The sequence below is a fragment of the Pseudobacteroides cellulosolvens ATCC 35603 = DSM 2933 genome (genome assembly GCF_001262605.1).
GTDB lineage: Bacteria > Bacillota > Clostridia > Acetivibrionales > DSM-2933 > Pseudobacteroides > Pseudobacteroides cellulosolvens.
Window position 1 is genome coordinate 6,798,071 of sequence record NZ_LGTC01000001.1, and the last position, 20,674, is coordinate 6,818,744.

Annotated in this window: 24 protein-coding genes; 12 read left to right on the forward strand and 12 right to left on the reverse strand. The window is 32.4% G+C overall.

Annotated elements, in window-relative coordinates:
* Positions 1-121: 121 nt before the first annotated feature.
* Genes Bccel_RS28110 through Bccel_RS28120 form a run of 3 tightly spaced genes read right to left on the reverse strand, consistent with a single transcriptional unit; the run spans position 122 to position 4,880 of the window.
* Complete coding sequence (locus Bccel_RS28110) at positions 122-2,542, reverse strand: ATP-binding protein (RefSeq protein ID WP_036945805.1); 2,421 nt, start codon at positions 2,540-2,542, stop codon at positions 122-124.
* Positions 2,542-3,339 (reverse strand): ABC-three component system middle component 1, encoded by a 798-nt coding sequence (locus Bccel_RS28115; RefSeq protein ID WP_036945803.1) that lies wholly within the window; start codon positions 3,337-3,339, stop codon positions 2,542-2,544. The genes Bccel_RS28110 and Bccel_RS28115 overlap by 1 nt, the downstream gene beginning before the upstream one ends.
* A complete protein-coding gene (locus Bccel_RS28120) occupies positions 3,336-4,880 on the reverse strand; it encodes an ABC-three component system protein (protein WP_036945801.1) in 1,545 nt (514 codons plus the stop codon). The genes Bccel_RS28115 and Bccel_RS28120 overlap by 4 nt, the downstream gene beginning before the upstream one ends.
* A gap of 707 nt (positions 4,881-5,587) precedes the next feature.
* Between Bccel_RS28120 and Bccel_RS28125 the strand changes: the two genes are divergently transcribed.
* The gene (locus Bccel_RS28125) at positions 5,588-7,093 is read left to right on the forward strand and encodes a P-loop ATPase, Sll1717 family (protein ID WP_036945941.1); all 1,506 of its coding nucleotides are present in this window, start codon (positions 5,588-5,590) and stop codon (positions 7,091-7,093) included.
* Between the two features lie 105 nt (positions 7,094-7,198).
* On the opposite strand, the gene Bccel_RS28130 is transcribed toward Bccel_RS28125, so the two are convergent.
* The 7 genes from Bccel_RS28130 to Bccel_RS29405 form a co-directional block, all read right to left on the reverse strand.
* Positions 7,199-7,633, reverse strand: a complete 435-nt coding sequence (locus Bccel_RS28130; protein WP_036945939.1) for a hypothetical protein — start codon at positions 7,631-7,633, stop codon at positions 7,199-7,201.
* A 14-nt stretch (positions 7,634-7,647) separates the two neighbouring features.
* Entirely contained in the window at positions 7,648-8,499 is an 852-nt protein-coding gene (locus Bccel_RS28135) for an RHS repeat-associated core domain-containing protein (protein WP_050753988.1), read from the reverse strand.
* Positions 8,500-8,605: 106 nt separating this feature from the next.
* Positions 8,606-8,998, reverse strand: a complete 393-nt coding sequence (locus tag Bccel_RS28140) for a hypothetical protein (protein ID WP_050753989.1) — start codon at positions 8,996-8,998, stop codon at positions 8,606-8,608.
* Between the two features lie 72 nt (positions 8,999-9,070).
* Positions 9,071-10,309, reverse strand: coding sequence for an IS110 family RNA-guided transposase (locus Bccel_RS28145; RefSeq protein WP_050753990.1), 1,239 nt, complete (start codon positions 10,307-10,309; stop codon positions 9,071-9,073).
* Positions 10,310-10,553: 244 nt separating this feature from the next.
* Positions 10,554-10,898, reverse strand: a complete 345-nt coding sequence (locus Bccel_RS28150) for a DUF2493 domain-containing protein (RefSeq protein WP_050753991.1) — start codon at positions 10,896-10,898, stop codon at positions 10,554-10,556.
* The gene (locus Bccel_RS28155) at positions 10,864-11,070 is read right to left on the reverse strand and encodes a hypothetical protein (protein WP_050753992.1); all 207 of its coding nucleotides are present in this window, start codon (positions 11,068-11,070) and stop codon (positions 10,864-10,866) included. Before Bccel_RS28155 ends, Bccel_RS28150 begins: the two co-directional genes overlap by 35 nt.
* Before the next feature lie 6 nt (positions 11,071-11,076).
* Positions 11,077-11,247, reverse strand: coding sequence for a SymE family type I addiction module toxin (locus Bccel_RS29405; RefSeq protein ID WP_082225179.1), 171 nt, complete (start codon positions 11,245-11,247; stop codon positions 11,077-11,079).
* Between the two features lie 1,035 nt (positions 11,248-12,282).
* Here Bccel_RS29405 and Bccel_RS29410 point away from each other — a divergent pair.
* The 10 genes from Bccel_RS29410 (at position 12,283) to Bccel_RS28195 (ending at position 18,228) form a co-directional block, all read left to right on the forward strand.
* Positions 12,283-12,453: a SymE family type I addiction module toxin gene (locus Bccel_RS29410; RefSeq protein ID WP_160317773.1), complete on the forward strand. Its 171-nt coding sequence runs from the start codon at positions 12,283-12,285 to the stop codon at positions 12,451-12,453.
* A 6-nt stretch (positions 12,454-12,459) separates the two neighbouring features.
* Positions 12,460-12,666, forward strand: a complete 207-nt coding sequence (locus tag Bccel_RS28160) for a hypothetical protein (RefSeq protein ID WP_050753992.1) — start codon at positions 12,460-12,462, stop codon at positions 12,664-12,666.
* Positions 12,632-12,976 (forward strand): DUF2493 domain-containing protein, encoded by a 345-nt coding sequence (locus Bccel_RS28165; protein WP_050753991.1) that lies wholly within the window; start codon positions 12,632-12,634, stop codon positions 12,974-12,976. The genes Bccel_RS28160 and Bccel_RS28165 overlap by 35 nt, the downstream gene beginning before the upstream one ends.
* A gap of 244 nt (positions 12,977-13,220) precedes the next feature.
* Entirely contained in the window at positions 13,221-14,459 is a 1,239-nt protein-coding gene (locus tag Bccel_RS28170) for an IS110 family RNA-guided transposase (protein ID WP_050753990.1), read from the forward strand.
* A 72-nt stretch (positions 14,460-14,531) separates the two neighbouring features.
* Positions 14,532-14,924, forward strand: coding sequence for a hypothetical protein (locus Bccel_RS28175; RefSeq protein ID WP_050753989.1), 393 nt, complete (start codon positions 14,532-14,534; stop codon positions 14,922-14,924).
* 139 nt (positions 14,925-15,063) lie between these two features.
* Positions 15,064-15,855 carry an RHS repeat-associated core domain-containing protein gene (locus Bccel_RS32925; protein WP_050753993.1) on the forward strand — a complete coding sequence of 264 codons (792 nt, stop codon included), beginning with the start codon at positions 15,064-15,066 and terminating at the stop codon, positions 15,853-15,855.
* 26 nt (positions 15,856-15,881) lie between these two features.
* A complete protein-coding gene (locus tag Bccel_RS28185; protein ID WP_036945861.1) occupies positions 15,882-16,169 on the forward strand; it encodes a hypothetical protein in 288 nt (95 codons plus the stop codon).
* A gap of 390 nt (positions 16,170-16,559) precedes the next feature.
* Positions 16,560-16,724, forward strand: coding sequence for a hypothetical protein (locus tag Bccel_RS30600; RefSeq protein ID WP_160317774.1), 165 nt, complete (start codon positions 16,560-16,562; stop codon positions 16,722-16,724).
* Between the two features lie 106 nt (positions 16,725-16,830).
* Positions 16,831-17,412, forward strand: coding sequence for an RDD family protein (locus Bccel_RS28190; protein ID WP_050753994.1), 582 nt, complete (start codon positions 16,831-16,833; stop codon positions 17,410-17,412).
* 432 nt (positions 17,413-17,844) lie between these two features.
* The gene (locus Bccel_RS28195; protein WP_036945863.1) at positions 17,845-18,228 is read left to right on the forward strand and encodes a hypothetical protein; all 384 of its coding nucleotides are present in this window, start codon (positions 17,845-17,847) and stop codon (positions 18,226-18,228) included.
* A 382-nt stretch (positions 18,229-18,610) separates the two neighbouring features.
* Here the strand turns inward: Bccel_RS28195 and Bccel_RS28200 are convergent, their stop codons facing one another.
* Positions 18,611-19,273, reverse strand: a complete 663-nt coding sequence (locus Bccel_RS28200) for a phosphoribosylanthranilate isomerase (protein ID WP_036945865.1) — start codon at positions 19,271-19,273, stop codon at positions 18,611-18,613.
* Entirely contained in the window at positions 19,245-19,535 is a 291-nt protein-coding gene (locus tag Bccel_RS28205; RefSeq protein WP_160317775.1) for a hypothetical protein, read from the reverse strand. Before Bccel_RS28205 ends, Bccel_RS28200 begins: the two co-directional genes overlap by 29 nt.
* A 314-nt stretch (positions 19,536-19,849) precedes the next feature.
* Between Bccel_RS28205 and Bccel_RS28210 the strand changes: the two genes are divergently transcribed.
* The gene (locus Bccel_RS28210; protein WP_050753996.1) at positions 19,850-20,671 is read left to right on the forward strand and encodes a hypothetical protein; all 822 of its coding nucleotides are present in this window, start codon (positions 19,850-19,852) and stop codon (positions 20,669-20,671) included.
* Positions 20,672-20,674: the final 3 nt, after the last annotated feature.

Consider the following 20,674-nt stretch of genomic DNA (forward strand, 5'->3'; position numbering starts at 1 on the left):
TTTATAAGTATAATTCATCTTGTTTTACGGATAATGGGAAGTTGATATAAAGGTCATTTCCCAAAAATGATAAAACATTTATATCTATATAATGCTACCAGTTTATAGGTTGCATTTTAAATTAAAGATAAAGTTTTTCTTTTACATTAAATGATTGCCCTCTTAAATTATATTTCAAAAACTTATAGAGGATATAGTTTTCTTTATCCGTTTCATGAGTAGATAAAATTATTTGCTTATTAGAAAAGTCGTTACGCAAAACTTCTATAAGCGAAGAGATATTGATATCATCCATTGTTTGTACTGGATCATCTACAAGGATAAATCCAATATCATCTGTTGACTTCATTATATATTGTTTATTCATTGCAAAAAGAAACGCTAATACGAATCCAGAAAGTTGTCCAGAGCTAAATGTGTTGAGAATATCATGTTTTGCGTCGCCATTTGAAACAAAACGCATTTCATCTTTGCTAACAAAGACTCCCAGTCCATTTTGATAATCTTGCAATATTTTTCCTGAATATATTAACAATGGAACTCTCAGTTTTTTAAGTATTTGATTTTTATACTCATTTGTGGAATTTTGATATAAATCTTGAAGTTTTTCAAAATTTTCTCGAACAACTTCAAGCTGATGCTTTTTTAATATTTCTCTTTTAATTTCCTCTTTTAATACGTTTATTTCTGAGCTTTGTGAAAGTGAATATAAGTATTTAAGATATTTAATTTTGTTATCTACATACTCCTTGTTAATAATTCTTGTCTGTGAAATTGAGAATATATCTCTGTATTTTTGAGAAATATTATTAAATTCAAATTTGTCCATAACATTGATAAAGTCAGAATTAACGTAAGTCTTAAGATTTTTTTGTAGAATACGTCTGATTTCAAGTGATTTTTCGCTGTTTCCAAGATGAACCCAGGAATCCGTATTGTTCAGAAAAAAAGAGACTTTTTCTACAAATTTAACTCTTTCTTCATTTTGAATAAACTGATTGCTATTTGACAATAGTGTGTTTAGTTCGCGGATTTTTTCCTCATCAAAACTCTGTACAATTGATAGAATAACAGTTAAATCATTTTCTAGTTTATTGTGCAAAGAATTAATTAATGATTTTAGTTTTTGATATTCTGTATTTTTTTCTCCTGATAAACCATTGGAAAGATTTAAAAAGGCTTGATCTAAATCCTCTACATTTTCGTATTTATGATTGCAAAAAGGGCAATTAGGAGACACTTTATCAATCTCTTTTTTTATTTGATATAACTTTAATCTTGCTTTATCTAAACTGTTTAACATGTTTTCACGATTAGATAAGGTCTTCTTTGCATTATTAATAGAACCAACTATTTCTGTTACTTCTCCGATATCAGAGGATATCAAACTATCGTCAATAGTTTTCAGTTTAACTAAATCTTCCTCTTTATAAAAAGTTACATCTAATGAGTTTCTAAAAAAACTACTATGGTTGTATATATCGATTGTTTTGTTCCACTCAGAAATTAAGTGCGTAACTTTAGTTCTGTTTATTAGTCCATTTTCTATATATTGATGATAATTGACAAAATCAATAATAATTGCTTTACTATCGATTATTCTATTGATTTTTTCATTTTCTAAATAAGTGTCATAATCCGCTTTATTAATAGCAAAGTTATGTAGTGCTTGTATTTCTGAAATTGCGTAATGAAGATTTACAGACAATTCTCTAGATTCAAAATTTGGATTTTCTACATCCCAGCTTAACGGATCAGCATCAATGTTATAGTCTAATAATTGAGTGTACTCTACTTTTTCTGTTACTGAATCGATTTTTTGAATCTTAGATTTCAATTCTTTTACCTTTTTATTAATGCTTTCTGTACTTTCAGTAATTGCATCATTAACAAGGACATCTTTTTTTGATTTGCTTCCTCCGATTAATTTTTTTGTAATGTATTCTATATTTTTGTCAATATTTATAGTGTTTAATAGAACGTTCATGCTATCTTTACGATTACTTACAGAATTTTTTAAAAAATGGACGGATTCTGCTTGAGATACATAGTAATAGACATTAAAATGTTCCATTGAATACCTTAATTTTTCACATTTTTGCAACGAGGTTTTCCATTTATTTGAATTATTCAGGAAGGTATCGATTTCATCATCTGAATCTAATAAATCGTCGGTTACGCCATATTTTATTGAGTCTCCTATGGATAGTTTTTGGTTTTGATGGTCGATAACTGCCACAATTGTAAGGTTATTATTATTTTCATCAGTTAAAGTCAGAATTAGATTTCCATCTTTATTGGCTTCATTTAGCAAAATGTTTTTTCCTAAATTTATTCTGCCATCCTCGATGCTTGTTTGTAATCGTGTTATCTTTTTTGTAAAAATTAACTCTACAGCGTCAAAAAAAGTTGTTTTTCCAAACCCATTTGGTCCTGATAAGATAGTGGGGTTTTGACCTTGGTAGAAGATAAATTCATAGAATTTCTTGTTATCAAAACATTTAAAATTTCTTACTTTCAGTCGATTAATTGCATATGGCATTACATATTACCTCCAATTAAACGATTCAACTCATCATCCAGCTGTTTATCACTTAAAGTTGTGGCACACTCTAAATTCAATAGTTCTTCCAGAGAACAAACTTGATTTTGTATTGCTAAATGATAGTCCTTCAAGCCACTTTTGACTTTTTGGTGAATATCTTCTTCAATTGATAATGGTATTGGGTTGGCTTTAAAGCGATACTGCAAGAAAGGGAGTTTTGAAAAAAGACGAATAACTAATTCATAAACACTTCCAACGTTTTTTCTCTCTAATAGTTTATAATACTCATCTTCATTATCAGAAATATCACTTAATATAGTATTAATTTCACTTCCATAATTGTCGCTTATGATTTTATTTAAGGCATCAACTTGTGGTTTAGTGTATGGTATAATATATCTTTTAAAATAATTTGGTGATTCTTCTATCGCGTATACTAAGTTCCGATACCTCTCTAAATTTTCTAGATTATTAAATTGAAGCAAATAAATTGCTGAGGTGTTTTTATCTATCTGACTCGCTTCTTGGTTGTTATCAAAAGTGGCTTGAATTTTTGATTTTAAAGATTCATTTCTGCCCTTATCAACATTAGAATACTCTATTTCAAGAGTTTCTAAAGCTGTTTTCATAGCATCTTCATTTTTTTCAAATTCCTTGCAATCTATATTATATATTAAAAAATAACTTGCAATTTTTTTATCAGAATGCTTATAAAATCTTATATTCTTTGACTTAATCTTTTCTTCAGGAACATATTTATATTGGTTCAAGATAATTTCTATGGTTTCAGTCATTGACTTAACTCCTCCTTGGCTTTTTTTCTATCAATCAGCCGTAAGACTTTTGGTTTATTATAGTTTTTTTTAATTTTTTCAATAGAGTCTGTGGTTATACTTTCCAATTCTTTGTATTCGTTTTCACCAAACACCATGGTTTTTATACCATTGTACATAAAAGATTCTTCGTTTAATTGGTCAGTAATTAAAACATCATTTTCAAATATAAGAAGTTTATCTTCCAAAGAATTATTTATTTCTTTATCAAGTTGTTCTTGTAGCTCATAAGATTCTCCGCTAGAGTTAAGAGTTAACCTAAAAAACAAACCATTTTTTTGTGCTTGAATTAAATTGTTGCCTTCAAAAGATAAAAGTTCTATTTCTTTTAGTAAGTTGGTAAATAACCTGTTAATTAAATTATCGTCAGGCAAATTGTTTGGCTTTCCAACTTTAGGTTCTTTCAACATAAGCTTATATAAAAAGTTATGAATCTGATTATCTTTTATGATAGATATCGTATCCATCTGCCTGTACAAATTACATTTAAAGTTGTTCGCACAGTCGGAACATGATTCACATTGACATACGTTCTTGTTTTTGGTTGGAAATTTATCATAAGATTCAAGTATATTTTTCCAAAGCAAAAAGTACTGGTACTTTATAGAATTTGAATTAGTATGAAAGTCTTCCATCAGTATATTAAATATAGTTTCAAACTCAACATGGCAAACTTTATTAATATGAGTTTTCTCAATATAATCTTGTGATATTTTATTTTTTAATGCCAAAAGAACTTGGCCATATAAGAACTCCAAATATGCATCATCAATAAGCAAATTCCATTCAGGCTTCTTTATATTTAAAATTTCTTTAATGATTACATATGATGATTTTTTTATCTCTAAATCATTGTTAAACGATTCATCAAATTTTGACATAAGCTTATCATCTTTAATCAGTTTTCCTGTATCTTTTAATTTTTCACTATAAATAGAAAGTTCGGATTTTATATGCTCAACTGCTTTTCGAACGTTTTCTTCACAAACATCATATTTTTCCAGTTCGCAAACATATTTAATTATACTATATTTACTGCCTTTCGTTGATATTGGTAATATTTTTTCCAATATGATATATTTACTGTAGTCTTCTTCATTTATTCCGTCTTTACTTTTAATTTCTTTATCTAGATCACTCTGCAATGAATCTATCCAGTCAGAGGTGCTTTGTATAAAGTCATTTGGTAATTGTTTACTTGGCAAAATGTGAAAATATCCGTGTTCTGCTTCATATTGCAACAGTGAAATAATAAAAGAAAATTTATCACCTTTATCTAAATCAATGGCTCCACTTTTAACCTGATGTAGAGTTAAATACCTGTATCCATTCTTAATAGAGAAATCCTCAGCTCCCTCAATTTCCAGTATAAAGTTGTTAAGTGCTATATCATTATTATATAAAATTAAGTCTCTAATTTTTCGTAACACAACAAAAAGAGCAATATGTCCTTGATATTCATAACCTTCCCAAGAAGGAATAGCACTGAATGGGGAAATCAACAAATAAATCACCTACTATACCAAAAAATATTTTTTAATGCTTTCTAGGTTAAACGGACAGTTTGCATTAACTGCTATTTATTTTAGCACTACTAATTCTAAAGGGGTTGAGAAATTTCCTAATTATAGATAAAATGCACTTAAATATAAGTGCTATTAATTATTTCTAATATTAATTTTACATAAATAATCTTACTAAGTCTACATTTTTTTACATTAAACATAATACATTTTAGATAAATATAATATTCAAACGGCTCTAGGGTCTAAAAAAATGGGCAGAATTATACAAAGATTGTTCAGGTTGCATTTTCGCAGACACCTTAATCTTTACCTGTATAACATGTAATTTCTTCGAAGGTTCTAAAAATTACTTACAGGGCCGGAAGAGAAATACGATAATGACTATAATCGTATTCCCTTCCGGCTCTGGCTCTACAAGTCCTTTCGAAGACACTTTACAAGACACTTAAAAGCCATCTTCGAGGATTCTTAAAGTATGGCTCCATCAGCGTTTCTAAAGAATGAGGGGCAAAAGACCTGGGATTCACTTCATGAGTAGCTTTAAAGCAGCTTCGGAGATTTCTAAATTAGATGATATTGAATGTTAATAGTTAATAATAAATGCAATTATTCTCAATTTGTATTATAATATAAACTATACTTGATTTATTTAATAAATCTAAAGACTAAAGAGGTATTTTATCATGCCAGAACTTTATAAGAATTTAGGATTTAGGGAAAATCCTTTCTCAAGGTTTTCAGCTGAAGAGGAAGTTGATTATTTATCTGAGATTTATTTACCACCAAGATATTTTCAAACTTTAGTAACAGACTTAGCAAACGGAAGTAGCAGGTTTATTTTCGGAGAACGCGGCAGCGGAAAATCTGCTCTTATCTTAGAACTTCAAAGAGAGCTTTCAAATAAAAATGTTTTATCAATTATTATTGATAATTACGATAGTGTCCCCTTAGATAAAAATGATAGATACTTAATACTTTTAATAATTAAGAATATAATTAAAAATTATGTTGTATCATTATCAAAAAATCCCCAATTACTTAAAGTTCTAGATAAATACGATAAGGAAAAATTAGCTATTTTTATTAAGGATTTTTATAATAGTATTAGTAAAAGAGAATTTGAAAACGCATATAATAAAGTTACTCGATATAAAAGCAAGAATTTTCTAAAAAATATTTTTAATAATTTTTTAAATAAACCAATAAATATTGCAATTTCTTCAAGCTTGGAAATAGGCTCAGATGCAATATGTAAGGCTTTAAATTTACCCAAAAATTATTCCCAAGATTTTTATAAAAATTACTTACCAAAGCTGGGCATCGAGGAGTTATCACAATGTGAAAAAGAAAAGCAATTCCTTGAAAATTATACATTGCTAAAAGACATTTTACTTGAACTTGTAACATTAGTGAAAAAGTCAGGTTTTAAAAATACAGTCGTTTTTTTCGACAGAATTGATGAATTTAGAGCTTTAGACGGAAGGATAAATCGTATAGCAGATTTTACTGAGCAAATATTAAAGGATACTGATTTGCTTTATTTCAAGGAATTATCAATAGTATTTAGTATATGGACAGAAGTTAAGTTAAAGCTAAACGAAAAAGGAGTAAGATTTGATAAGTTTAAACCTATAGACATATCATGGACTGATAGTGATATATCAACAATATTACAAAAAAGGTTAGATTATTTTTCTTTAGTAAAGCCTTTTAATATAAATAATTTGATTGAAGACAATAATGATATTAATTATTTAATTGATTTAGCACATAAGTCGCCTAGAGACCTTATAAGACTATTCTCTACTGTATATGATGAACAGTCGATTGCTAATAGTAACTCATATAAATTTGATTCAGCTAATATTATTAAAGCAAAAATTAAGTTTTGTAAAGAATATGATTATTATTCTCTTTTTCCATCTAAGAGAGGTACTAAAGAAGATATAATCAGTATAATTAATAAAATCTTACGAGTAGGTAAGGTACATTTTAAAAGTACAGATTTAGTGTCTGAATTTAAATTTAGCACACAGTCTGCCAATAACTATATTAAGATTATGAAGGATTATGGATTAATCATTGATAATGATCAAGTAGTTGGTGGTGCTAAGGAATTTATTGTAATTGATCCTAAAATAGTATTCTTAATTAAAAATAATATCAAAATGCTTCGAGATATTGCATAAATAATAATGTGATGGCAACATTGGTGATAAAACTTCCTGGCCCACTGATATTCTCTGCCGGTTTCCAGATAAACAATAAGACTGGGAAAAACCCAGCCTTACATTCTATATCCATTTAATATATATGGCACTTTCAGGCGTTTGTGGACTATATCCTGATGAAACTTCTCCCCATTTAAAATTGTATTGTACTCTCCACTCTCCACCTTCACTAGGTTTTCCCAGCATATTCTCTAACCATTGATTATGGATTTGTAATCTTTTTATTTCATTATCTGTATCGAATGGAATTTCCTCAAAGCTGCCATAATGCTTGAGTGAACAAAATTCCAATACATCATCTTTAAATGTAAGTTTTAACATCAAATCCAAACCATTTATATTGATAAGTTTAAAAGTATAATAGTTCCAACCATTAATGGCATAAGTTCTTTGAACCATATTTATTATATTATCTGATTTTAATTTTTGTTCTGTAAAGCTTTTATTTATAGTTGTATTGGTCAATAACTTTAAATCTCCATTATTTATATCCAGCATAATTAACCTCCTATTTAGGGTTTTGGTACTTTGCTATAAACTTTCTTAACATCTTCTGGCTTCATATACCAATTTTTCAAAGGTATTTTCTTAGCCGGAATTGGTCTTATCTTTCCGCTTGCAACCAACTCATTAAAATTTGCTATGTAAACTTGAGGTAATCCACCATCTCCAAAATGCGGATTAGCTTTAGTTATACCAAACGCTGCTGGAATATCTTCAACCATTTCATAAGGCATCAGAGTTTGTTTATATCCAGATAAATGAATGAAGTCTTCAGGTGGATCCCACGGTCCAACTTGCAAACCTTCAAATATTTTTTGGGAATCGTTTCCTGTACGCCTTAATGCAGATTCTGTTGTTCCATACCCAGTAGGTCTTGGGTCTCCTGCATATATTATTTTTCCCCTTTTCAATGTAATATCCTTGTAATTATCAATACCTGGATAGTTATCTTTACCTTGCCAAAATTGTGCTCTTTTTGTAGGTGAATCAATTCCATGCCTTTTCAAGAGCCTTTCGTAGCTCTTTTTTGCTTTGTATTGTTCACGGGTCATTGATCTATCAAAAGGATTGCTCTTATCAGCACAATATCCGCTTGGGTCATAGTAATTTACAGGGTTATTCTGAACATAACTGTAGAGGTTTAATCCATCTCCACGATATGTATCTTCTTGTGTAAACCTTCCTACCACTGGGTTATAGAATCTCGCACGCAAATAGTACTGACCTGTAACCTGATCATACTGCTCTCCAGCATACCGGAATCTATTCTGCACCTTCTCAACAGCTTCAACTGTATTACCAAATGCATCATACTGGTACTTGTTAATAAGCGAACCGCTTGCGTCTGTAAGACCTACCACATCACCGTGGCCTTAATTAGGTAATATTTAGCTATATTTTTTATAGCACTTCTTTATGGTGCTATTTCTTCTATAATATAATGACTTTCTATTCTCTTTTAATTCTTTAAAATTCTCTCTTTCTAAAAGATGTAATGAAAAAATCAACCAAGAATAATCCATATGTAGCAAAAAAACTAATTCCTAAAAATCTTACAATAATGACTTCCATGCTTTGTGAAGAAATATCTAATATCTTATAAATTAAAATGGCAACAATTAAAGCAATATAGTTTATTAGCTGCAAAATAACCATCCATATTGTTACTTTAACTTTAATAACATGCAAAAATAGAAATGTTGATAACCAACGATTTAATCTAATTATGCAAGTGGTTCTTGCACTATCATATTTGCAAGAACTTCTCCAAGCACCTAGTATTGATAGCACAAATATACTAACAAATATACTCAAAATTAATTCAAAACCATGTAAGTTGTGCAAATGTGTCTTATCCATAAGGAACCTCGTTTTAATTCTCACGATAGCATATATAAAAGCCCTGTAATAACAAGGCTCATATATATACTATCATGCATTTTCTGTTTTGGAAATGGTTGGTTTTATGTACTCCCTTTGGTTAATCATCATTGAATAGATAACCTTTGCAATCTGCCTCATTACTGCGATTAAGGCCTGGCGTTTTGTTTTCCCTTGTGATATCTTCTTATTATAATACTCAAGAAAGGTTTCATTTATAGGGCTTTTCTTATCCCTTCCCCTGCAAATATTCCTTGATGCAATATCTCTAAATATCTCATACAATCGCCTGTTGCCCTGCTTATTCCTAAAGTTCTTGTCCTTATCTCCTGATGAACAGGCCACCGGACTAATTCCAGAATACCGACACATTTTATCGCTACTGGAAAACCTTCTGATATCACCTATTTCACTAATCAGCATTGCAGCAGTTATAGTATTAATTCCAGGCATTGTTTCAAGCTTATACGGAAATTGCTTCATGTGCTTTTTAATCTCAGCCTCTATTACTTCCAGCTCTTCATTACAATGCTTAATTTCCTTTATGCAATGAGATACAATAAAATCCCTTGTTTCCTGATATTCCGTTGATGTATCGCCATCTTTTGCAACAAGCATCAATATCCTTTCTGCATGTTCAATTCCAAAAAATCCGCTGCTATGGATGGAGAGAAATTCCGCAAGCTCTTCTTTTGTAATGCCTTTTAACTTTGACGGTGAGGGAAAGTTTTGAAAGAATTCCATTCCGGCTTTACAGTAAGTTACCGTAAAGTATTTGGTATAGCTTGGATAATGATGCGAAATGTAGCTGTGAACCTGATTTTTAGAGGCAGCCCGTACCTTGACTATTGAATTACGCCGAGATACTAAAAGCTGCAAAGTCCAGCTATCATCATGAATTGATGCATCTGGAAGGGTATCCAATTGATTTAATAGAACCTTGGCAACACAAAAGGCATCATGCCCATCCGTTTTGTGAGCTATGGCCTGATTACGCCTTTCTGTATAGGTTAGAGAAGCATCAACAGATTTTACAGTATAACCGAGATTTAAAAGGAATATGGCAAAGTTCCTGCCGTTGCCTGAGGTGTCCTCTAGGCCGAAACATGGAGTAATACCACGTTTTAAATGGGATTTAACAAATTCAATAAGCTTTTCAAAGCCCTTTTTGTTGTTCTCAAACCTGAGTTCTCCGAGCTTTTCAGTAAAGCAGTTAATGATTACTGCCACATGGGTACGCTTATGAATATCCACTCCCACGAACAATTTACGCATTTTTGGATGTAACATTTTACATTCCCCCTATATTAAAATTTCAAGGTACAAACCTTGGCACAAAAGCACCCTTAATATCAGCGATAAGTCCCTAAAACAGGGACTCCGCAAACCCACGCCAACTATTTGCAAGGTACAAGCCCTATAAGATAAGAGCTTTTAACCTGGGAAAAACGGCAGCATTGTTATAACGAAATATGTAAAAATACATATCGCATGACCACGAACAGCCACATTATTCCCAGCTTAAAAACCCTTATCATCCGTATATCTTAAAGGGTATACCAGCATGTGAAGCCCTAATAATCATGTCACGAGTACCTTTGCTTTTTGCCAAATCCTCATGAAATACCAAAAGTAAATCAGGCTTTTCCATCTTAAGCATCTGTGCGTTCCTGATAGGCCCGGCACTTTTGCCAAACCTCTGCCAGTCTGCCGGATACTCAATAAACCTGACACCGCACTGACGAGCAGCACGAACAGCAAGCGTATCAGCACCCCTACACCCTCCGGCAATAAGCAAATCAATATTAAGACTTTTGACAACAGCTAAAATCTTCTGGTAATCCCTATAATAACGGCTTCCAGATACTAAAACCTTCATATGTAAAACCTCCAGATTTACTGAAAAAGCCTGTAAAAATACAAGCCTTTGCACTAAAGCCGGAAGCTGCTATATCAATGCTTCCTGAAAATATACAGGATAAAAAACACCAATCGAAACTGGTAAACAGAGCTGCCATAATCTCTGGCAGCCCTATGTAAGAACCTCTCAAAATCCCTCATGCTTCATCCTCACAATCTACAGGACGAATGGTAATAATACCCTGTGACACATCAATAACAACCCTGCACCCAACCTCAAAACCGAATGTAGCAAGCCACTCAGCCGAAACCACAATAGCAGGCGAATCATCAAGCCAATGACTCTTGACAGATGATAAAGCCACCATAAAAAACACCTCCACAAATACTACTCATAGGCCTATGTAAGGAAGATACCCCTGCATAAGCTGGAGCAAAAGATACCGCTATATCAGCAACTATGTCAATGGCTTTGAAAAAAAAATAAATGAAAAAATGCTTATCCCTGCAATTCTCCGAAGTCCCTAATACTGAACTAATCAGGGTCTTTGCAGCCCGCATCAGGAGAATGGGGTGACTTTTTTATTTGTCACCCTATTCTCCTGAAACTCCAGGTATGGCAAATATAAATGCCATACCTGGAGTTGAATGATACTTAAAAGCCTCTGTCGGAGAAGCTTTTGAGCAGCTTACTGGTTCAAACTAATCTTATAAGCACCTTCAAAGATTCTTTCTAAGCAGCTTACACAGACACATACACGAAAAGTATCAAATCATAGATTTGCTGCTTTTCGTTAGGCTGCTGGAAAAACTAATAAAAAGTTTTTCCAGCAGCCGTATGAGTCTTAAAAGTTTCTTGAAGTATCTGCAACGCCCCTCCGTAGTAAGATCATAACCCGTAAGCTACCCTGTAGCTGCACTCAGAGACTCTTGTAAGTGACAACAAGCGATAAAAAATATCATTAAATTATATTTTTTATCGCTTTAGGATTGGCAAAAAGACATGCAGCTGTCTTTTTTGCCAATCCGTATGTGACATTATTGGTACTTACAGGGGGCTTTGTAGAAGCTCATGAGATCAGCAGAACTGCAAGAACTCTTCAAGGCTTCTTGAAGTGGCTTTTAAGACTCATCAAGTGTAGATTTCAAATATATTTATTTGAAATCTACACTTGAGATATGACAGAAAGGACTGATAACAGTCTTTTCTGTCATATCGGATGAAATCTACGAAGCCTCTTAAAAAGCTTCTCTAAAGCCCCTCTGAAGAAAGCATTTTTTCATTTATTTTTTTATCAAAGTCCCATTGACATAGTTGCTGATATAGCGGTAGTATTTGCCCCGACTTATGCAGGGTATATTCCTTACATAGGCCTATGAGTAGTATTTGGGAGGTGTTTTTTATGGTAGCTTTATCATCTGTCAGGAGTCATTGGCTTGATGATTCACCTGCTATTGTGGTGTCAGCTGAGTGGCTTGCTACATTCGGTTTTGAGGTTGGGTGCAGGGTTGTTATTGATGTGTCACAGGGTATTATTACCATTCGTCCTGTAGATTGTGAGGATGAAGCATGAGGGATTTTGAGAGGTTCTTACATAGGGCTGCCAGAGATTATGGCAGCTCTGTTTACCAGTTTCGATTGGTGTTTTTTATCCTGTATATTTTCAGGAAGCATTGATATAGCAGCTTCCGGCTTTAGTGCAAAGGCTTGTATTTTTACAGGCTTTTTCAGTAAATCTGGAGGTTTTACATATGAAGGTTTTAGTATCTGGAAGCCGTTATTATAGGGATTACCAGAAGATTTTAGCTGTTGTCAAAAGTCTTAATATTGATTTGCTTATTGCCGGAGGGTGTAGGGGTGCTGATACGCTTGCTGTTCGTGCTGCTCGTCAGTGCGGTGTCAGGTTTATTGAGTATCCGGCAGACTGGCAGAGGTTTGGCAAAAGTGCCGGGCCTATCAGGAACGCACAGATGCTTAAGATGGAAAAGCCTGATTTACTTTTGGTATTTCATGAGGATTTGGCAAAAAGCAAAGGTACTCGTGACATGATTATTAGGGCTTCACATGCTGGTATACCCTTTAAGATATACGGATGATAAGGGTTTTTAAGCTGGGAATAATGTGGCTGTTCGTGGTCATGCGATATGTATTTTTACATATTTCGTTATAACAATGCTGCCGTTTTTCCCAGGTTAAAAGCTCTTATCTTATAGGGCTTGTACCTTGCAAATAGTTGGCGTGGGTTTGCGGAGTCCCTGTTTTAGGGACTTATCGCTGATATTAAGGGTGCTTTTGTGCCAAGGTTTGTACCTTGAAATTTTAATATAGGGGGAATGTAAAATGTTACATCCAAAAATGCGTAAATTGTTCGTGGGAGTGGATATTCATAAGCGTACCCATGTGGCAGTAATCATTAACTGCTTTACTGAAAAGCTCGGAGAACTCAGGTTTGAGAACAACAAAAAGGGCTTTGAAAAGCTTATTGAATTTGTTAAATCCCATTTAAAACGTGGTATTACTCCATGTTTCGGCCTAGAGGACACCTCAGGCAACGGCAGGAACTTTGCCATATTCCTTTTAAATCTCGGTTATACTGTAAAATCTGTTGATGCTTCTCTAACCTATACAGAAAGGCGTAATCAGGCCATAGCTCACAAAACGGATGGGCATGATGCCTTTTGTGTTGCCAAGGTTCTATTAAATCAATTGGATACCCTTCCAGATGCATCAATTCATGATGATAGCTGGACTTTGCAGCTTTTAGTATCTCGGCGTAATTCAATAGTCAAGGTACGGGCTGCCTCTAAAAATCAGGTTCACAGCTACATTTCGCATCATTATCCAAGCTATACCAAATACTTTACGGTAACTTACTGTAAAGCCGGAATGGAATTCTTTCAAAACTTTCCCTCACCGTCAAAGTTAAAAGGCATTACAAAAGAAGAGCTTGCGGAATTTCTCTCCATCCATAGCAGCGGATTTTTTGGAATTGAACATGCAGAAAGGATATTGATGCTTGTTGCAAAAGATGGCGATACATCAACGGAATATCAGGAAACAAGGGATTTTATTGTATCTCATTGCATAAAGGAAATTAAGCATTGTAATGAAGAGCTGGAAGTAATAGAGGCTGAGATTAAAAAGCACATGAAGCAATTTCCGTATAAGCTTGAAACAATGCCTGGAATTAATACTATAACTGCTGCAATGCTGATTAGTGAAATAGGTGATATCAGAAGGTTTTCCAGTAGCGATAAAATGTGTCGGTATTCTGGAATTAGTCCGGTGGCCTGTTCATCAGGAGATAAGGACAAGAACTTTAGGAATAAGCAGGGCAACAGGCGATTGTATGAGATATTTAGAGATATTGCATCAAGGAATATTTGCAGGGGAAGGGATAAGAAAAGCCCTATAAATGAAACCTTTCTTGAGTATTATAATAAGAAGATATCACAAGGGAAAACAAAACGCCAGGCCTTAATCGCAGTAATGAGGCAGATTGCAAAGGTTATCTATTCAATGATGATTAACCAAAGGGAGTACATAAAACCAACCATTTCCAAAACAGAAAATGCATGATAGTATATATATGAGCCTTGTTATTACAGGGCTTTTATATATGCTATCGTGAGAATTAAAACGAGGTTCCTTATGGATAAGACACATTTGCACAACTTACATGGTTTTGAATTAATTTTGAGTATATTTGTTAGTATATTTGTGCTATCAATACTAGGTGCTTGGAGAAGTTCTTGCAAATATGATAGTGCAAGAACCACTTGCATAATTAGATTAAATCGTTGGTTATCAACATTTCTATTTTTGCATGTTATTAAAGTTAAAGTAACAATATGGATGGTTATTTTGCAGCTAATAAACTATATTGCTTTAATTGTTGCCATTTTAATTTATAAGATATTAGATATTTCTTCACAAAGCATGGAAGTCATTATTGTAAGATTTTTAGGAATTAGTTTTTTTGCTACATATGGATTATTCTTGGTTGATTTTTTCATTACATCTTTTAGAAAGAGAGAATTTTAAAGAATTAAAAGAGAATAGAAAGTCATTATATTATAGAAGAAATAGCACCATAAAGAAGTGCTATAAAAAATATAGCTAAATATTACCTAATTAAGGCCACGGTGATGTAGTAGGGCTTGTTGATGCAGCAGGAAGTGTAGTGAATAAGTATCAATATGATGCATTTGGTAATACAGTTGAAGCTGTTGAGAAAGTACATAATAGATTCCGTTATGCCGGAGAGCAGTATGATCAGGTTACCGGACAGTATTATTTGCGTGCCAGGTTCTACAACCCAGTTGTGGGAAGGTTCACACAAGAGGACACATACAGAGGCGATGGATTAAACCTTTATGCATATGTAAGTAACAACCCTGTAAATTATATTGACCCAAGTGGATATTGTGCGGCAAAGAGTAATCTTTTTGAAAGAGGCTATAATCCTAAACCTGGCGAAAGGTCCATGACTAAAGCTCAATGGAAAGAGCAGTATCGTAAACAACGATTAGAAAAGCCAAAAGCATTTGGAAAATACTCTACTGCTATTGATGATAAGGTAACTGTTATTGAGAAGCAAAGCTTACCTGAGTGGATGAAACCCACATTTACAGATAGTGAATATAGAACAGTAGTTACCAATGAGGATATTATACTTTACAGGGTATATGGTGGAAAAGCTAAAGACACAGGAGCTTTTGTTACTACTGCACCTGCTGGAAATAGAATTCAAGCTAAAATTGATAGTGCATTATTACCGGAATGGGGCGGTTCAAAAGAATTCGAAGCAAAAATATTAGTTCCCAAAGGTACAGTATTGAATATTGGTAAAATTGCTCCGCAAACTATTAAATCTACAGGTACGGTCTTAAAAGGTGGAGATGATCAAATTCTATTACCGCAAAATTGGCCTAAAGATTGGATCATAGGCTCTAGGTCAGTACCGAGTGCATAAAATTATGAAAATGGAAGTGTATTATAATGAAACCAGAGAAAATTAATGATTTAATAGATCAAATAAACAAAGTAATTCTGATACTTGAAGAGGATTTCAAAAAAAATAATGAACCTATGGTTGAACTGATTATAAAACGATATAAAAATGCCAAAGATATGCTGGAAAATACCCCGCAAGAAAGCCTAAAAAGAGTATTATTCAAAATTGATGGTGGAGTAAGAGCATATCTGGAAGTTTCAAGTGATTATATGAATCCGTTACTGGATGAATTGCACAAGGCAGAAAAGCTATTAGACGAATTTTTTAGTTGAAATTAAGGCTGGGTTTTCCCAGCCTTTTTAATCGCTGGAAATCAGCAGAGAATATCAGCGGTGCAGAACAACTTTTGCGATGTAAAAAGTGAATACAGGGGGTAAAAGTCATAAATGAATTTCACATATGGTTAATTTTTAGAGAAAAATTGAAACCTTGACTCACACCTTAATATTGTGTCACCGCATATCCGGCTTTTCTTATAAAATAATAAGCTCTGAGTTTGGACTGATAACCTTATGTCCATTTTCGCCTAACCGTTGTGATACTAACATTTAATTACTGTATATCATCCGTTGAAAAAATTATTAGGATGATATATGCTTTAATAGATAATGTTAGTTTTTTACTAATAACATGGTCTATATTGCTACTATGGGGAAACAATTATGAATACTGTTTATTTTATTGGAGCACTTATATTTGCTGTAGTTGTATGGATGATAATTATAAGATTGTTTATGACATTTATGAACTTTATAGGTGAAAATATAGGGTTATGGGAATTTTTTAAATATTTATTTCTAAAAATTAAAAAAATAATTAAGAAATAAAATCATTTCTGGAAACCAGCAGAGAATATCAGGGGTGCAAAAGACCTATTTTTCTATAGAGTTATATAATTTATAATATGATTAAGTAAAATTTGGGAGGTTTTCTATGAATGAATCAAAAAAGTGTCCTATCTGTAAATTGATCAATCCAGAAGAAGCTGTATTATGTGATTGTGGTTATAATTTTGAGCTTAATAAAGTAGATAGAAATAGTAATTTAGGCTCATTAAAGACTAAATATGCAGGTTTTTTTCTTAGAGTACTTGCATATTTTATAGATGTTATTCCTATGATGGTTTTATTAATTTTGTTTTTCCTTATATTCACTGATATTAAGGATGCTTTTATTAAATACTTAGATAACCCGCGTGACTTTCAAGCAAGACAAGATTTTTTATTTAACTATCGTAACAAAATTAGAGATATTTCAACTTTGATTTTTATAGTTTATTCTATAATATTTGAAGCATCGCCATTTCAAGGAACATTAGGTAAAGTACTATTGAAAATTAAAGTTTCAAATATTGATGGCAGTAGAATAACAATTGGAAAGTCTGTCATAAGAAATATATTTAAGCTTGTATCAGGATTTATTATTTGTATTGGCTTAATTATGGTTGCAATAACCAAGAATAAACAAGGCTTACATGATATTGTGGCAAAAACTGTAGTCTTAAAAAATAAATAAGTTCATTTTACAGTTTGATGTGGAGAAAAGAATATTAGTGATCTGGAAACCAGCAGAGAATATCAGGGGTGCAACCTGATCCGTCAGAATATATTTGAGTGACAAAACAAGGTATTGATAAAAGCAAAAAGAAATGATATTATGAAAAAAATGTAAAATTTATGGTAAAATCGTTGCACCAATTAATACTACTGATTCAAAATACAATTTAATATTTATATGAATGCATCTTTTACCATAAAGATTTATGGTTTAGGTGGTGAATAATGACCATTTCAAGTGACGGAGCAACCTCAGCTAAAAATTCCATGATATTTATAGTTTTACAAAGGCTTTTTCCAAATGTTGAATATTGACATTTTATGTCGTATAATAGAATCGTGCTTAAATAAATTAATAATTGATTAGCAAATTCAAAATGGGGGAGCATCAATGGAGTCAAGTGTTTCTAAGGGAAGAAATCTGGTGTTTGCAGCTATGGGCATAATCATTGGGATTTCTATGGTTACAATTTTTTTCAATCTAATAACGGGAGTGCATCAGAGTTTTGTAGTTCAGTTTATAAGGTTCGTCCTAACATGTGGATTATGTTATCTGGTGTATAGTGGAGTAAGTTGGGCAAGATGGGTATGCGTAATATTGATGGGAATTGCATGTTTTTTAGGTCTTTCCGGAGTGCCGTCAATAATTGACAATCCGTTGCTTGGATTAGTGTCATTTCTGTATTTTGCAGCGTATCTAACTGTTATTTTACTGTTATTAATACCTAAAAGCGTAGGAGAATATTTTGAGTCCCTTGAACTAAAAAATCATTAGATAAGTCATGATTTATGGTTGAAAAATTCTTCGGTAAATCAACACCAGTGTGTAGTGCTAGATGCACATAATGCAAAATGCAAATTAACAATTAACAAACTTCTTGAGTCGGTTGGAAATACAAGTAGCTTCAAAGCTGCTGACATAGCGAGTCTGTGGAAAAGCGGTCCCCCTATCTTTTAGAACGGCTTTTGAAGGCAATCTATAAGAATCTTTGAAGAGACTTTAATGAAATGCAGAGCTACTTACAGAGTCAGGACAGAAAAGTTATACAATAATCACTTTATTGTATAACTTTTCTGTCCTTGTAGGTAAGAGCATTAGATTCGGCGAAAATGTCAAGGGTTGCACACTATAACGACGTTCACATGTTGCCCTTGCCTCATAAGTTACAACTTTTTACTGCCTCAACGAAAGCTTTTATTCTTTTAGGGTCTTTATGATGCTTTAAATCAGGATCTGATGATTCAACGCCACTTTGTACGTCAACAGCAAAAGGTCTGGTAAGTCCAATAACACTTACAACATTTTCTGGTGTTAATCCTCCAGCAACAAAATAGGGTATACCTTTTACGACTGAGGATACTTTTGCTAATGATTCTCTATCAGAAAGCACACCTGTTCCCCCACGCATTGAGCTATCAAAAAGCAAAAAGTCGGAAACTTTCGAAATTGATTGTAAAGATTCTGCAATCAAGCTCCTTGTTTCTATAACAGAAATAATTTTAATTGAAGAACCATTGGCACGCAATTTTTCCTTGAATTTAACTATATTATGTTGAGCTGTTTGGAAATGCATTTGAACACAATTCCACTCAAATTGCAAACACATTTCCAACAATTTATCAAGATTAGATTCTTTCGTAACTAACACAAGCGAAAGCCCCGGTGCAGCCTGCTTTATTGATTGAAAAATACCTAGTTTTTCATTTGTAATAGGAGCCCAAATTTGATGTAAACCAAGGAAATCAACACCTTCTTGTGCACAAAAAGCTGCAACTTCAGGCGTCCTAACATCACAAATCTTCACTTTTACTTTTTCCATTATAATCCTCCAAATTCACTTCATATATACTTAGATTACCAATACCTAATGAATAAACAGATGTGTATTGAAAACCCTTTGTATGGCATATTTCGATTTCCACATCTATCCCTAATTCTTTTGATAATCGTTCTATTCTTTTTAAGGCATAGTATGCAACTGGCAATATTATTTTGGGGCTAAACGGGGCTACTAAGTATAATTGTCCCTTCGTATAGGCATGTTTTTCTAATTTTGCTATTTCAACATCTATTTGTGTCAACAATCTACGTATCCCATCCATCAATGAACAGTAGTATTTTATTTCACTTTCATGTGAATTCAAAAGTGTTTGGTTAGCCCTCATGATTTCAAGGGAATCTAGTCTTTGGTACTTGAACCATGGAAAACTTAAATAGGAAATATAAAATATACAAAAATAACATAATTAGAAGGAATTTATAGATATATGTAGAATTATGTAACTTAATGTTTAATTGTTTTATATATACCGTTTGGTAGAGTAAAGAATATACGTACATAATAAACCAATATTGTATAAACTTTAAACAAATAAAGTTTGGAGTGAAGTTTAATATGGATGGTGTGAAGATAAACAAAAGTGATAACTGCTATAAAGTAAGAATCACAAAGCTCACTGATGATTTAAAACAATTAATAAGAGAAAAATTGACAAATATATGTTATGGTTCTGTTAGAGCAAAAGAGGACCCAAATTTTTATTCTTATAAATCTACTTTAGTTAACTTTTTTGAAAGATATGATGACAAATTTGCCAAGCAGAAGAAAGGAATAATAGGTGAATTAATAGCACATGTGTTATTAACTAATAGCTTCAAGCAACTAAATACTGCTTCAGTTTTCTTTAATAAGGAAGAAAAGAGTATGAGAAAAGGATTTGATATTGTTGTTTATGATAAAACACTTAACTCAATGTTTTATTGTGAAGTTAAATCAGGTGAATGTTGCCAAAATAAGAAAAATTGCAATTATAATCGTCAAAAATGTGATAATAAGTCCAATATAAAAAATAAAAGTTTATTAGCTAAAGCAAAATCAGATATACATAATAGGTTGATTGACAAGTCTAGGATTATTTGGGAAGGTGCACTTATTGATATTAATCTTACTACACCAAATAAAGTAAGGAATAAGTTACAGGCTTTGTTGAAAACTGATTATTCCCAGTGTGAAGAACAAAAAGACTATAAGAAAAGTGTAATACTAATATCTGTATTATATGAAGAAAAAGGCAATGCAAGTATTTCAAGCATAAAAGAGTTTTTTGAATCATTAAAGAAAGAAAATTTATTTGAAAATTCAATAATCCTTTCAATACAAAAGAATACATATAAAACAATTGAAGACTTTTTGAGACAAGAAATGTTGGGGGTGTAAGTC